Source organism: Kribbella sp. VKM Ac-2568, from assembly GCF_004345365.1.
Classification (GTDB): domain Bacteria; phylum Actinomycetota; class Actinomycetes; order Propionibacteriales; family Kribbellaceae; genus Kribbella; species Kribbella orskensis.
In genome coordinates, this window is record NZ_SLVF01000014.1 from 38,352 (window position 1) to 52,125 (window position 13,774).

General features: G+C 67.5%; 13 protein-coding genes. 8 read left to right on the forward strand and 5 right to left on the reverse strand.

All coding sequences use genetic code 11. The annotated features are described in order from the left end of the window. Positions 1-39: 39 nt before the first annotated feature. Positions 40-2,004: an aconitate hydratase gene (locus tag EV648_RS33690; protein WP_132299166.1), complete on the reverse strand. Its 1,965-nt coding sequence runs from the start codon at positions 2,002-2,004 to the stop codon at positions 40-42. A gap of 19 nt (positions 2,005-2,023) precedes the next feature. Next, positions 2,024-3,070, reverse strand: a complete 1,047-nt coding sequence (locus EV648_RS33695; protein ID WP_132299167.1) for a slipin family protein — start codon at positions 3,068-3,070, stop codon at positions 2,024-2,026. A gap of 341 nt (positions 3,071-3,411) precedes the next feature. On the opposite strand from EV648_RS33695, the gene EV648_RS33700 reads away from it, so the two are divergent. Both EV648_RS33700 and EV648_RS33705 read left to right on the forward strand, forming a co-directional pair. Beyond that, entirely contained in the window at positions 3,412-3,864 is a 453-nt protein-coding gene (locus tag EV648_RS33700; protein ID WP_199234961.1) for a MarR family winged helix-turn-helix transcriptional regulator, read from the forward strand. Next, a complete protein-coding gene (locus tag EV648_RS33705) occupies positions 3,861-4,226 on the forward strand; it encodes a DUF488 domain-containing protein (RefSeq protein ID WP_132299168.1) in 366 nt (121 codons plus the stop codon). The genes EV648_RS33700 and EV648_RS33705 overlap by 4 nt, the downstream gene beginning before the upstream one ends. A gap of 130 nt (positions 4,227-4,356) precedes the next feature. Here the strand turns inward: EV648_RS33705 and EV648_RS33710 are convergent, their stop codons facing one another. Next, complete coding sequence (locus EV648_RS33710; RefSeq protein ID WP_132299169.1) at positions 4,357-4,782, reverse strand: hypothetical protein; 426 nt, start codon at positions 4,780-4,782, stop codon at positions 4,357-4,359. A 195-nt stretch (positions 4,783-4,977) separates the two neighbouring features. Here EV648_RS33710 and EV648_RS33715 point away from each other — a divergent pair, with 195 nt between their 5' ends. Further along, complete coding sequence (locus EV648_RS33715) at positions 4,978-5,448, forward strand: hypothetical protein (RefSeq protein ID WP_132299170.1); 471 nt, start codon at positions 4,978-4,980, stop codon at positions 5,446-5,448. A gap of 123 nt (positions 5,449-5,571) precedes the next feature. Then, a complete protein-coding gene (locus EV648_RS33720; RefSeq protein ID WP_158294141.1) occupies positions 5,572-5,874 on the forward strand; it encodes an integrase core domain-containing protein in 303 nt (100 codons plus the stop codon). An 87-nt stretch (positions 5,875-5,961) separates the two neighbouring features. Here the strand turns inward: EV648_RS33720 and EV648_RS33725 are convergent, their stop codons facing one another. Continuing rightward, positions 5,962-6,264, reverse strand: coding sequence for a metal-sensitive transcriptional regulator (locus EV648_RS33725; RefSeq protein WP_132299172.1), 303 nt, complete (start codon positions 6,262-6,264; stop codon positions 5,962-5,964). 171 nt (positions 6,265-6,435) lie between these two features. Between EV648_RS33725 and EV648_RS33730 the strand changes: the two genes are divergently transcribed. The 4 genes from EV648_RS33730 (at position 6,436) to EV648_RS33745 (ending at position 12,657) form a co-directional block, all read left to right on the forward strand. After that, entirely contained in the window at positions 6,436-7,893 is a 1,458-nt protein-coding gene (locus EV648_RS33730; RefSeq protein ID WP_132299173.1) for an MFS transporter, read from the forward strand. Positions 7,894-8,063: 170 nt separating this feature from the next. Continuing rightward, positions 8,064-10,199 carry a heavy metal translocating P-type ATPase gene (locus tag EV648_RS33735; RefSeq protein WP_132299174.1) on the forward strand — a complete coding sequence of 712 codons (2,136 nt, stop codon included), beginning with the start codon at positions 8,064-8,066 and terminating at the stop codon, positions 10,197-10,199. Between the two features lie 52 nt (positions 10,200-10,251). Further along, a complete protein-coding gene (locus EV648_RS33740) occupies positions 10,252-10,521 on the forward strand; it encodes a heavy-metal-associated domain-containing protein (RefSeq protein WP_241995854.1) in 270 nt (89 codons plus the stop codon). A 765-nt stretch (positions 10,522-11,286) separates the two neighbouring features. Next, on the forward strand, positions 11,287-12,657 hold the full coding sequence (locus EV648_RS33745) for an alpha/beta hydrolase (protein WP_132299175.1): 1,371 nt from the start codon (positions 11,287-11,289) through the stop codon (positions 12,655-12,657). 248 nt (positions 12,658-12,905) lie between these two features. Here the strand turns inward: EV648_RS33745 and EV648_RS33750 are convergent, their stop codons facing one another. Beyond that, a complete protein-coding gene (locus tag EV648_RS33750; RefSeq protein ID WP_158294142.1) occupies positions 12,906-13,466 on the reverse strand; it encodes an HD domain-containing protein in 561 nt (186 codons plus the stop codon). Between the last annotated feature and the right edge of the window lie 308 nt (positions 13,467-13,774).

A 13,774-nucleotide genomic window follows, 5' to 3' on the forward strand; every position in this document is an offset into this window, starting at 1 on the left:
GGCGCCGAACCGGCGGGCTGGTGCCCGCGCGCCGGACTACTACGTCGTTGACGTCAGGTCCTGCTCGCGTAGCCAGGGAATCAGACCGCCGGCCAGCAGGATCGCAACCTGCCGCCCGGACAGCCGGTGCCGGGTCGTGTAGTCCTGGTTCCGGGTGGTGTTGTGGACCGTGACCTCGTTGCCGGCTCCGACCGCGTGCCGGAGCCCGGTCAGGACGAGCTGGTCGCCTTGGTTCACCCGGCCGTGGTCGCCGGGATCGCTGAACTCAAGCGCCAGTACGCCGAAGTTGGTCAGGTTTTGCCAGTGGATCCGCGCGAAGGAGACGGCGAGGACGACGCGGAGCCCGAGGTAGCGGGGCGCGATCACCGCGTGCTCGCGCGAGGATCCCTGCCCGTAGTTGGCGCCACCGACGACGATGTGCCCGTCGGCGTTCCGGCTGTCCAACGCTCGTTGCGGATAGGTCTCGTCGAGCTGAGTGAAGGTGAAGCCGGCCAGCTTGGGGATATTGCTGCGGTAGGGCAGCACCCGCGCCCCGGCCGGCAGGATCTCGTCGGTCGACACATCGTCGCCGACCTTCAGCAGGACCGGCACGTTCAGCTCGTCCGGCAGCGCCGCGAAGTCGGGCAGGGACGAGATGTTGGCTCCCTTGACCAGCTCGACCCTCCCACCTTGCTGTGCTGGTGGTTCGAGCATGGCGGTGTTCACGCTGGATTCGGCCGGGAGCCGAACGTCTGGGTAGTCGATGCCGAGCAGTTGCGGCAGGTCGCGCGGGTCGGTGATCTGCCCGGTGAGGGCCGCAGCCGCAGCGGTCTCTGGGGAACACAGGTAGACAGAGTCCTCCCGGGTACCGGATCGTCCCGGGAAGTTGCGCGGGACGGTGCGCAGGCTGTTGCGTCCGTTCGCCGGCGCTTGCCCCATGCCGATACAGCCCATGCAGCCGGATTGGTGCAGCCGGGCACCGGCCTGGATCAACGCGAAGGTGGCGCCCATCTTCGTCAGGTCCTGCAGGATCTGCCGTGAGCTCGGGTTGACGTCGAAGGACACCCGCGGATCGCTCTGGCGGCCGGACACGATCGCGGCGACCACGGCGAAGTCACGCAGGCCGGGGTTGGCCGACGAGCCGACCACCACCTGGGCGACGTCTCGGCCGGCGACCTCCCGCACGGTCACCACGTTGCCCGGTGAGCTGGGCAGCGCGATCAGCGGCTCCAACGTCGAGAGGTCGATCTCCTCGGTGACGTCGTAGCCGGCGTCGGTGTCGGCGAGCAGTTCGACGAAGTCGTCTTCGCGTTGCTCCGCCCGCAGGAACTCGCGCACCTGGCCGTCGGCGGGGAACACTGTGGTAGTGGCCCCCAGCTCTGCGCCCATGTTCGCGATCACATGACGGTCCATGGCGGTCAGCTGCGCCAGGCCGGGCCCGTGGTATTCGATGATCCGGTTCACGCCGCCCTTGACGCCGTGGCGGCGCAGCATCTCCAAGATGACGTCCTTGGCGCTCACCCACGGTGGCAGAGCGCCGGTCAGCCGGACGCCCCAGATCTGCGGCATCCGAAGGTAGAGCGGCTGCCCCGCGATCGCTATCGCCACCTCGAGGCCGCCGACGCCGATGGCCAGCATGCCCAGCGACCCGCCCGCCGGGGTGTGGCTGTCCGAGCCGGCCATCGTCCGGCCCGGTCGGCCGAACCGTTGCATATGCGTCGGATGGGAGACACCGTTGCCGGGTTTGGAGTACCACAACCCGAACCGGCTGCAGGCCGAGCGCAGGAAGTCATGATCCTCGGCGTTCTTGCTGTCGGCCTGCAGCAGGTTGTGGTCGACGTATTGCACAGAGACCTCGGTGCGCACACGATCCAGACCGAGCGCCTCCAGTTCGAGCATCACCAAGGTTCCGGTCGCGTCCTGGGTGAGCGTCTGATCGATGCGCAGGGCAATCTCCGACCCTGCCGTCATGTCACCCGAGACCAGATGTGTGGCGATCAGCTTCTGTGCGACGTTCTGCCCCATGCGTGCCTCCCGGAAATCCTTACGGCTGCCAGGTCGGGTCGGCACAACCCGCGGGGAGTCCACCCCACTGAGGTTGTGCCGACCCGGCCGCTTCGGGGGACGCGGTCAAGGGTGCGCCCGACAGACCTCGCGGCTTGGCCGTCAGCACTTGGGGTGACCTCGATCGCCCCAGTGAGACCGGTCCGCCAGCCGGCCCGGACGGCTCGACCTCGCCGACCTTCGGGAGATCAGCCGCGGCCGGGACCGGCGAGCCATTCTTCGTGCCCGCGTGCGTCGTCGACTCACCAGTACCGGACGACTTGGCATTCTCGGGCGGTGTGGACCGTTCCAGAAACCGGAGCAGTTCGACGGGGAAGGGCAGCACCAGCGTCGAGTTCTTCTCGGCCGCGACCTCGACGACGGTCTGCAGCAGGCGCAGTTGCAGGGCGGCGGGGTGTTCTGACATCACCTCGGCGGCCTGGCCCAGTTTCTCCGAGGCCTGCAGCTCGCCGTCGGCGGTGATGATGCGTGCCCGGCGTTCCCGTTCGGCTTCGGCCTGGCGCGACATCGACCGCTTCATCGTCTCCGGCAGTGCGACGTCCTTGATCTCGACCCGTTCGATGTGGACGCCCCAGTCGAGTGCGGGGCTGTCGATCATCAACTCCATGCCCTGGTTGAGGCGTTCCCGGTTGGACAGCAGGTCGTCCAGGTCGCTCTTGCCGATGATCGATCGCAGGGATGTCTGGGCGACCTGGCCGATGGCGGAGATGTAGTCCTGGACGTCGACGGCCGCGCGGACCGGATCGATCACGCTGAAGTAGACGACCGCGTCGACGCGAACCGTCACGTTGTCGCGGGTGATGCCGTCCTGCGCGGGCACCGGCATCGTGATGATCTGCATGTTTACCTTCTGCATCCGGTCGGCGATCGGCACCAGCAACGCCAGCCCCGGCTTTCGAATCTCCGGACGAACCCGCCCGAACCGGAACACGACACCTCGCTCGAACTGTTTGACCACGCGGACACTTGCCGCCGCTCCGATCAGACCGACAACCAGGGCTGCGAGTAGTGCGTAAAGGATGATCATTTCTTCTCCGATTGAAGGCGCCCCCGGTCTCGTCGATGCCAACTCGACGACCGACGGGCAGGTGCTGTCTCGAGAAACTCGTTGCTCTCCGCTCTCACCTGCTGAGCAGCGGATCAACGCCACCGGTTAGGTAGCTCAGCGGGCTTCGCCACGGCCGCCGGCTCGGCGAGAAGCGCAGACGGTGGCGATCGCGGATACGGCCCGCGCGCTGCCCCGGAGTCACGAACCACGGCGCACCTCCTGGTGCCTCACGCACCCTGTGGAACGATCCGCACATTTATATCGTAACACGATAGACTTGGATCAGTGCCGGTTCATTGCTCCCACTGAGGACGGATCACATGCAGCCCAAGACGATGGATGACGAGCAGGTGGCAGAACCGCTGACGAAGGCGGACTTCGAGGCGTTGGCCCGCTTCCGCTTCGGTATCCGCCGCTACCTGCGCTTCAGTGAGCAGACCGTCCGCAGCCACGGCCTGACGCCGCAGCACTACCAACTGCTGCTCGCACTGAAGGGATTCCCCGGTCGCGAATGGGCCACGATGAGCGAGCTGGCCGACCGCCTCCAGCTACGGCACCACAGCGTCGGCGAACTGGTGAACCGAGCTCAGACTCAAGAGCTGGTGGACCGGGCACCCGATCCGGCCGACGCTCGAGTCGTCCGGGTCGAGCTGACGCCGCCCGGCCAGCGCGCCCTGGCGCGCCTGAGTGCACTGCACCGTGACGAGCTGCGGCGTTTAGGAACGGCACTGATACCGCCGGACTGGAGCGACCCCGCGGACGGTGAGTCATGACTTCCCGCGACGTCCGGGTTCGCAGGATCTACGACCAAGCCGCGCCCGATGACGGCATCCGGGTCCTGGTGGATCGCGTGTGGCCTCGCGGAATTCGCAAGGATGCGGCCGCGCTCGACGAATGGGCCAAGGACGTCGCGCCTTCCACGGAACTGCGCAAGTGGTACGGCCACGACCCTGAGCGGTTTACGCAATTCAAGGCACGGTACCGCGACGAGCTCGCGACGCCTCCCGCACGGATAGCGCTCGACCACCTGCGCACACTGGCCAAAGACCATGCCCTCACATTGCTGACCGCGACCAAGGACGTCGACCACAGCCAGGCAGCGGTACTGGCCGCTCTGTTGCGCGAGCAAGGTTGACCTCACTCCGGCGAATCGGCATGGGAGATCACGGTGGGCGAGCTGGCGAGCGGCCGGGTGCCGGAAACTTGCGCGATGGCGCGGACGACGTCCGGGCAGTCCCGGCGTCGAGGAAGTGCCGATTGTTGAACTAGTCGGGGATGGCAGCGGCCACCCGGTGCTCGGCCTCCCCAGCGCCCAGCAACCCGTAGCCGACGACAGACCGCGTCTGTTCACGAATCATCACCGTTTGGCCGCGCTTACCCATCTTCGCGACGAGTTCCTTCTCGGCATCGGCCATGTCGTCCCACCGCGTGAGGGCTCGCGGGTCGGCCGCGACGGCATCGAGGCCACCATGCGGCGGGCCGGCGCGCGGCGTACGAAGTGGGAACCGGCTGGCGCGCGCCCGGCCGGCTGGGCAGCCCTCAGCGATGCCGAGCAACGCGTCGCGAACTGATCGCCGCCGGCCACACCAACAAGTCGCCGCCTCGACCCTCGGCATCTCCGACAACATCGTCGGCACCCAGCTCCGCGCCATCTTCGCCAAACTCGACGTCCAGTCCCGAGTCCAGCTCACCAACACCCACCACGCAGCGCACATCCGACCCGACCAGCCCCGAAGCCGCGGGCGATCTCCATGAGACCCGACCGCAGAGTTCCTCACCCGTTGACGCGACACCCCGTCGCCGGAGCGATCCGCAGACTGTGATCCGTGGCCGAGACGGCCCGGCTGTGGGACGGTGGCGGAAGAGTTTCCCTGGAAGGACTGCCGATGACTGAGCCGGCCGCGATGGACAGTGTCGCCAAACAGCGGGTCAAGGACGCGCTGATCGCCCACGCCGAAGCCGAGCTTCGGTCGTCGCGCGCGGGCGCCGCGGAACACGAGTCCGCGGCACAGTTGGACCCTGACGTAGCGGACTCGGTCGGCGATCTGTCCCAGTCCGATGAGGCCGGTGACCTGGGTGGGCTGCTCGACGATGTCGAGGACCGGCAGAAAGCAACCCTGACCCGGATCGAGAATCTCGACTTCGGCGTCAAGACTGCCGTAGCGCCCGGCGCGTTCGTCGGCTTTGACGGCGCTCGCTACGTCGTCGGCGTCGTGGCGGCCGCGTTCGAGTGCGACGGCGCGACCTACGAAGGCCTGTCGTCCGATTCGCTGATCTATTCCTCGCTTAAGGGACTCCAAGTCGGCGACACCTTCACCTTCGCCGGCCGAGAACACCGCATCGACTTTCTCGCCTGACATCAGCCGACCAAGCGGCGGAGTCCGACGCCGGCGAGATCAACCGGCCGCAGGAGCACCGGGCAGCGATCGAAGCGCGGCGGACGATCATCGATGGCCGGCGCGACAAACTCGTGCGCTGGCGTGACGCGGCCGGCTGCCCGACTCGAGCGTGCGCCGTACGACAACGCCATGGCCGAGGCGTTCAACTCGCTGTTCAAGGCCGACTGCATCCGCAACGCCGTCATGCGACCCAAGGGCGGCTCGACGTCGGTCCGGGACGTCGAGATCGCCGTCGCCGAGTACATCGACTGGTTCAACCACCGCAGGCTCCACGGCGAGATCGGACTCATCCCGCCCGCCGAGTTCGAGGCCAACCACTGGGTCAACATCGAGCCAGAGCACTACTCTGAAATCCCCGTCCTCACCGAGGCCGGATCCAAGTAACCGAGCCTCCACGAAACCCGGGGCGATTCAGCTCGAGTGTCGCTCGTGGTCCAGCCTTCGTGCTGTTGTCGCGACCCGGCATCGAGTTCAGGAACGAACCAGCCGCGCGATCGCCTCGGAGGCTTCCTTGAGCTTGCGGTCGGCCTCCGGTCCACCGGCGGCTGCGGCGTCGAGAACGCAGTGCGCTAGGTGGTCGTCCAGCAGTCCGAGCGCGACGGATTCCAGCGCCTTCGTCATGGCCGAGATCTGGGTGAGGATGTCGATGCAGTACTTCTCGTCCTGGACCATCCCCTGCAGTCCCCGGGCCTGGCCCTCGATCCGCTTCAGGCGGCGCAGGTAGGCCTCTTTGTCGTCGATGTATCCGTGCTGTGCTTGTTGAGTCACGCCCACCACTTCCTTCCCTGACCTCGCCGCGAACACTACCGGCCAATCACCTGCCAGATCCTGCCAACCCTTGCAAATCCATAGGATACCCCCCTAGGGTATCGCCTTGTCTCCCTAAATCATCCAAGGGAGCTTTGCGAGATCGGTCGATACCCCATACCGGTAGGGAGTAAGAGAATGAGTGACGTGAGAACACCGGCGTCGTCGCGGCGCTGGTGGGCGCTCGGCTTGATCGCAGCGGCGCAGTTCATGGTGATTATGGACACCTCGATCATCGGCGTCGCGCTGCCGAAGATGCAGACCGATCTGGGCTTCAGTCCGGGGGACCTGTCGTGGGTGTTCAACGCTTACGTGGTCGCCTTCGGCGGCTTGCTGCTGCTCGGTGGCCGGTTGTCGGACCTGGTGGGCGCGCGCCGGGTCTTCGCGGCCGGTTGGGCAGTGCTGCTGGTCGGGTCGCTGGTGGCAGGGTTCGCCAACGGTGTCGCGGCCGAGCTAACTGGCCGGGCGGTGCAGGGCGTCGGAGCGGCGCTGATCGCACCGGCCGCGCTGACCCTACTGATGATGCTGTTCGGCGCCAACCCCAAGGAGTTGACCAAGGCGATCGCGCTGTACGGCGCGGCCGCTCCGGCCGGCGGCACGGCCGGGGTGTTCCTCGGCGGGGTGATCACCGAGTACCTGTCGTGGCCGTGGGTGTTCTTCCTCAACATCCCGATCGCCCTGGTCGCGCTGATCGCGACTCCGGTGCTAATGCCGCAAGCGCCGGCGCGGCGCGGCTCGATCGACTTCCTCGGTGCGCTGACCGTGACGCTGGGCCTCGGGGCTGGGGTCTACGCGATCGTGCGCGCACCCGACGTCGGCTGGACCGACGCCTCCACCCTGCTCATCGGAGCGGCGGCGATCGCACTGCTGGTGGTGTTCGTGGCAGTGCAGGCCGGTCGCCGTGAGCCGTTGATGCGGCTCGGGATCTTCACCGCGCCGAACCTGGCGGCGGCCAACGTGGCACAGCTGCTGCTGGGCGCGGCGTGGGTGCCGATGTGGTTCTTCCTGAACCTGTACCTGCAGCAGGTCCTGGGCTTGAGCGCGTTCCCGAGCGGGTCGGCGCTGTTGCCGATGACGACGTTCATCATGGTCGGCATGATCGTGGTCGCACCGAAGGCGATCGCCGCGATCGGCCCGAAGAAGACGCTCGTCACCGGCATGACCATCCTCACCGCCGGCCTGGCCGGGTTGTCGCTGATCCGCTCGGACGGGTCGTTCTGGGCTGACGTGCTGCCGGCGTCGCTGATCGCGGCCGCAGGGATGTCGCTGGCCTTCATTCCCAGCCTCGGCATCGCGCTGTCGTCGGCACGACCCGAGGAAGGTGGCCTGGCATCCGGGATCGTCAACACCAGTTACCAGATCGGCTCCGCACTCGGGCTGGCCGCGATGACCGCGGTCGCCGCGGGCAACGGCGCCGACAAGCTCGGTGACCTGACCTCGCTCACCGACGGGTATTCCGCGGCCCTCATCGGCGCAGCCGTCATCGCAGCAACTGGTGCCGTGCTTGCCGCGATCTCCCTGCGAAGCGCCCCGGCGGCCCCGGACACCGTCGACGCGACGGCGTCCCGTTCCACCGACGCCCCGTCGAGCCGGTGAACTCCGGCACTACTTCCCCAGGGCCGCGCCTGCGCGGCCCTGGGGACCGACTCCCTGACAACGAATCTTCATCTAAACGGAATACCCCTATGGGGTATATTGGCCGGAGTCGTGAGGCAGCGGCTTGTCGGCCGCGGCCACACCGATACCGGACGCTGAGAGGACAGATCATGGCGAAGGCCACCCAGTCCGGCCAGGATCACCAGCACCCTGGCGACGAGCACCACCACGACACGCACCCGGCGCAAACCTGCACGGCGGTCAACCACTCCGGACACCACGGGCACGACGCCCAGAGCGGGCACGCCGGGCACGACAAGCACGCCGGTCACGACCCTGAGATGTTCCGGCAGAAGTTCTGGTTGAGCCTGCTGCTGACCCTGCCGATCGTTGCCACCAGTCACATGGTGATGGATTGGTTCGGCTACACCCTGGACTTCCCCGGCATGAGCTGGGTCGGCCCAGTGCTCGGTAGCTTCGTGTTCTTCTACGGTGGCTGGCCGTTCCTGGTCGGCGGTGTCCGGGAGGCGCGCGACCGGACCCCAGGCATGATGCTGCTGATTTCGATGGCGATCACGGTCGCCTACGTCGCCTCGCTTGCGACCAGCCTCGGCGCGTTCGACCTCGACTTCTGGTGGGAACTGGCTGCCCTCGTCACAATCATGCTGCTGGGTCACTGGCAGGAGATGAAGGCGATCGGCCAGGCGCAAGGCGCGCTGGCCGCCCTGGCCGCGCTGCTGCCCGACGATGCCGACCGGGTTACCGACGACGGTGTCGAGACCGTCTCGGTCTCCGATCTGCGCGTCGGCGACGTCGTCCTGGTCAGGTCCGGTGCCCGGGTGCCGGCCGACGGCGAGATCGTCGACGGCGCAGCGGAGCTGGACGAGTCCATGATTACCGGCGAGTCCCGGCCGGTGTCGCGGACCCTCGGCGACCGCGTGGTCGCCGGAACCGTGGCGACCGACTCCGCCATCCGGGTCCGCGTCGACGCGATCGGCGACGACACCGCGTTGGCGGGGATCCAGCGGCTGGTGAGCGAGGCGCAGCAGTCCAGCGGACGTGCGCAGGTCCTGGCCGACCGGTTCGCCGCGATGCTGTTCTACATCGCCACCGCGGCCGCGCTGGTCACCTTCCTCGCCTGGTGGGCCTTAGGCACCCTCAGCGAATCCGTCGTACGGACCGTCACCGTCCTGGTGATCGCCTGCCCGCACGCCCTCGGGCTGGCCATCCCGCTGGTCATCGCGCTGTCCACCGCGGTCGCCGCGAAGGCGGGCATCCTGGTCAAGGACCGGCTGGCGCTGGAGCGGATGCGGACCGTGCAGGCTGTCCTGTTCGACAAGACCGGCACCCTGACCAAGGGCGAGCACGTGGTCACAGGCATCGCCGGCGACGGGACCGATGAGCAGGAGGTACTCCGCATCGCCGGTGCCGTCGAGGCCGACAGTGAACACCCGCTGGCCCGAGCCATCGTCATCGCCGCCGACCAGCGCGGCGGGCGAGCCAAGGCGAGCGACTTCAAGTCGCTGACCGGCCGCGGCGTGCAGGCATCGGTCGAAGGCGCCACGTATGCGGTTGGCGGGCCCGCGCTGCTGCGTGAGCTGGACGCCACGGTGCCGAGCGTTCTGAAGGACAGGGCCGAGGAGTGGTCCGGGCGGGGAGCAGCCGTGCTGTACCTCCTGCGTGTTGAGGGATCGACGGCGGCGGCGACCGGAGCGATCGCCTTGGAGGACGAGGTGCGACCCGAGGCCCGCGAGGCCGTCGCGCAGCTGCGGGCGGCAGGCGTGGCGAAGATCGTCATGATCACCGGCGACGCCGAACCCGTCGCCCGTGCCGTGGCCGCCGACCTCGGCTTCCGCGACGGCATCGACGAGGTGTTCGCCGAGGTGCTGCCCGCCGACAAGGACAAGGCGGTCAGCGAACTGCAATCACGCGGCCTGACCGTAGCGATGGTCGGCGACGGCGTGAACGACGCACCCGCCCTGGCGCGGGCCGATGTCGGTATTGCGATCGGCGCCGGCACCGACGTCGCCATCGAATCGGCCGGCGTCGTGCTCGCCTCGTCTGACCCGCGCGGCGTCACCGGCGTGATCCGGCTGTCCAAGGCGTCGTACCGCAAGATGGTCCAGAACCTGGCCTGGGCCGCCGGCTACAACGTTGTCGCGATCCCGCTCGCCGCCGGCGTCCTCGCATGGGCCGGGATCACGCTCAGTCCCGCGATCGGCGCGGTACTGATGTCGGCCTCCACCATCGTCGTCGCCGCCAACGCCCAGCTCCTGCGCCGGGTCCGCCTGACCGCGGACCGCTGACCCGCAAACCGATTTCCCCCACCGATTGATTCAGGAGAGGACCCACCACTATGTGCACCGATTGCAACTGCAGCACCGTCAACCTCGAGACCACCCGTCCACAGCTGAGGACACGACCGGCGCGACCTACACCGTCGCCGGGATGACCTGCGGCGGCTGCGCCAGATCGGTCAACAACAGCATCAGCAAGCTCGACGGCGTCACCTCCGTCGACGTCGACGTCACCACCGGCACGGTCGCGGTCCACAGCAGCACCCCGCTTGACGACGACCAGGTCCGCGCCGCCATCGAAGACGCCGGCTACCAGCTGGCCACCGCCTAACGACAGCACACCCCACGCCGGCCCGGCTCGCGCACCGCGCAGCCGGGCCGGTGCGCACCTGTCTCACCAACAGCAGTGAGCAGACGGCAGAGAACGCGGCGTCACACCGTCCCCCGGTCTGTACATGCTGGGTCTGACCTGGCAGCACACTCGAACCTCCGCGTTACTCGGCTGGGTCGGCTCGGACGCGTCCTACGTCGCGGACCAGATCGCAAAGCAAACAGATGAAGCGCGAAACTCACACCGAGAGGCCCCAACACCTCGACGTCACCATCGCATCAATGACAACCGGCCGCACAGGGATGATGCCGTGTTCTCCTTGGCCACGAAGACATCCCGATGCCGAGGGCCCACCCGGAGGTCAGGGCATGACCGCGAGCCGCCGCAAGACCACTGAACCGCACCGCCCCACCCGTGCTGTGCACGGCACGGGTGCGTCCGGGACCCGTCCAGCGGGCGTGCGCTCCCGCCATCGCTCTACATCCACACGGTGCCGCCCCGCTCACCTGGGGACTCATCTGGGGGGCAATCCAGGCCGCATCGCCGCTCGGCTTCTGGTGGCTCGACGCCGGATCTCGGCTGTGCCCGGATGGACTGAGGGCACGCTACCTGCGGCATTCGCGTGCGTTCGAGCAAGATCGGGCATGGCCGTTCACGGTCGGATGGCAATACGGGCAGCCGGTCGGGCTATTTCCTTGCCGCGCCCTCGAGCGCATGCTCGATGGCGGGGATGCGAGTACACCTAGAAAGCCGAGGGGGCCAGTCATGAGGCGGCAAAGCAAGACTGCGCCCACGAGCGACGACCAGGCCGAGCCCGCCCCGGGGCCACGGCGCTCGCACGTTGGCGGAGTCGTGGCCGGATCGCTGGCCGCGGGCTTCGCTGCGGCGGTGATCCTCCCGTTCCTCCCGGTCGACACGGTGAATGTGGACTTCGCCACCGCCATGGTGCTGTTCGGCTTTGCCCTCGGGTGGGCGCTGATGGCAGTTCTGTCGATTCGGTTCACCGACCAACCACAGCGCTGGGCCGTGGCGCCGGCGATCTTCATGGCGCTGTCCGGGGCGCTAGTGCTCTTGGCCCCGGACGCGATGGTGGACACGCTGGGGTGGGTCTGGCCGCCGGCTCTGTTGGTCTTGGTGGTTTGGGTCTGGACCAGCGCCAGGCGCGCGCTGCACAGCCGGACCAGGGTGTGGCTGCTGAACCCAGTGTTGGTCATCCTGGTGATCGTCGCCCTCGGCGGAGCGTACGAGACGATCCGCCAATCGACCGAACCCGCGGTCGCCATGCGCGGTCAGCTCGTCGACGTGGGACCGTACCGACTCCACCTGGAGTGCACTGGCTCACGCGGTCCGACCGTGATTCTTGAGCCCGGTGCGGGCGGCTCAGCGGCCTCGATGGGGTTGATCGCACCCTCTGTGGCCCGCGACAGCAGAGTGTGCGTGTACGACCGGGCGGGGCGTGGCTGGAGTGATCCTGCCGCGAGTCCACCCGATGGTGCGCAGATCGCGACCGATCTCCACAACCTGCTAGATCGCGCACACGTTCCGGCTCCGTACGTACTGGCCGGACATTCCTTTGGCGGCCTGTACGTGAGGACGTACGCGGCGAAGTATCCCGAGGAGGTCGCCGGACTCGTCCTCATTGACTCCACCGCCGCCAACAACAAACCCGTATCCCCGCAGAAGGCGGGTTCCTACAGCGTCTTGAAGCACCTGTCCTCGTTGGTCGCAACGACCTCTCGGCTGGGGCTTGGTCGGCTTCTCGCCGACACCAGTTTCTCGGACCTACCGCCGACGTACCGCGACGATGCCCGCGCCACCGCCGCCACCGCGAAGGAAATGAGCGGAGTCCTCGATGAGTACGGCGTCGCGAATCGGTCCGTGCCCGAGGCGGGGACACTCCGCAGCCTCGATGCGAAGCCACTGATCGTCCTGACCGCCGAACGCGAAAACTCCAAGGGATGGATGGCTGACCAGAACAAGACAGTCGCGCTGTCCACCAACAGCCTTCATCGCGTCGTGTCAGGGACGACCCACGCTTCCTTCGTGGAAAACCCAGATCACGCCGCCGCGGTCACCAAGGCGATCCACGACCTGGTCACTTCGGTGCGGACCGGGGAACCGCTGAAGGGTCCCTGACGCGGCATTCACCGGCCGCACATCGGATCCGGTAGCCGGAACGGCGTGCGTCACGGACCCGCGACGCGGCCTTCCCTTGGTGGTGTTCGGTCGCGTGTGTCGGCCCCCGGTTGCCGACATTCCGCTGGACGTTGACAGCGGTCAATTCTGGAGCCGCGCCGTTGACGTACGGGAGGATGGGATGGATGCGGAACCCACCGTCACCTGAAGCTTTGCGCGTGGGCGCATCGCAGGGAACGGCTAGGTTCTCATCCGCGGAAAGGAGCGAGCCTGATCGTCACGTCACTGAGCGCGAAGCGGTGTAGGTACCAGGCGCGACCATGCGGGACCTGCTTGGCTTCGGCTCGTAACAGCCCGGTGAACTCCCGCTTGAAGCCGACGCGTGGGTAGTCTTGGACGACTGTCTTGCGGACTGCGTCGGGTAGGTGATTGCTGCGCAGCCCGAACACATCAACTGCTGCACCGGCGGAAAGCAGGAAGGCTTCGGCACCGGATTCAACACCGACGCCTGGGGTGTGGTGCAGCGCAATCGCATTCGTCACGAGCTCGCGTTGCACCTCTGGTACGTCGTGGCGGTCAGTGAAGTCGCGCGCCAGTGCCGCGCTGCGAACCGTGAAGTCGACGTCGGGGACCCGGCTCGGCAGGCCGGTGTCGTGAAACATCGCGGCAACGTACAGCAATTCGTGATCGAACTCGACTTCGTCGAGTGCAGCGATGGCTGCACCCCAGGCGTAGGCACGGCGCGAGTGGTTGAGCAACGCCGGTGTCAGGACGTCCTGAGCAGCAGCCTCGGCCTCTCGTGCCAGCAACGAGTCCGGCGGGACCAGCGCGTCTGGTTCAACCGAGTTCCGGCGCCCCGAATGTGTGCGAGTGGCCATCGCGAGGCTGCCGACGATGATGCGGAGGTGGCTGCGCAGTAGTGGCCGGGCGAGCGAGATGCGTTCGCGGACCGTCAACACACCACCGGTGCGCTCGGTCCAACCGATGGATCCGATTGGGGCGTGGGTCGCTGGCTGGTTCATGCGAATCTCACCGTTCCTCGATGGGTGTCAGCGTAGGGCGTTGGGAGTCAGGGGTGTGGGCCGGTGGGTAATCAGGGGCCGCCGGCTCAGCGTTC

Bases quoted from the DNA above. Each gene is read 5' to 3' on its own strand.
- EV648_RS33690 (WP_132299166.1), bottom strand. From the start codon at position 2,004: ATGGGGCAGAACGTCGCACAGAAGCTGATCGCCACACATCTGGTCTCG.
- EV648_RS33695 (WP_132299167.1), bottom strand. From the start codon at position 3,070: ATGATCATCCTTTACGCACTACTCGCAGCCCTGGTTGTCGGTCTGATC.
- EV648_RS33700 (WP_199234961.1), top strand. From the start codon at position 3,412: ATGCAGCCCAAGACGATGGATGACGAGCAGGTGGCAGAACCGCTGACG.
- EV648_RS33705 (WP_132299168.1), top strand. From the start codon at position 3,861: ATGACTTCCCGCGACGTCCGGGTTCGCAGGATCTACGACCAAGCCGCG.
- EV648_RS33715 (WP_132299170.1), top strand. From the start codon at position 4,978: ATGACTGAGCCGGCCGCGATGGACAGTGTCGCCAAACAGCGGGTCAAG.
- EV648_RS33730 (WP_132299173.1), top strand. From the start codon at position 6,436: ATGAGTGACGTGAGAACACCGGCGTCGTCGCGGCGCTGGTGGGCGCTC.
- EV648_RS33735 (WP_132299174.1), top strand. From the start codon at position 8,064: ATGGCGAAGGCCACCCAGTCCGGCCAGGATCACCAGCACCCTGGCGAC.
- EV648_RS33745 (WP_132299175.1), top strand. From the start codon at position 11,287: ATGAGGCGGCAAAGCAAGACTGCGCCCACGAGCGACGACCAGGCCGAG.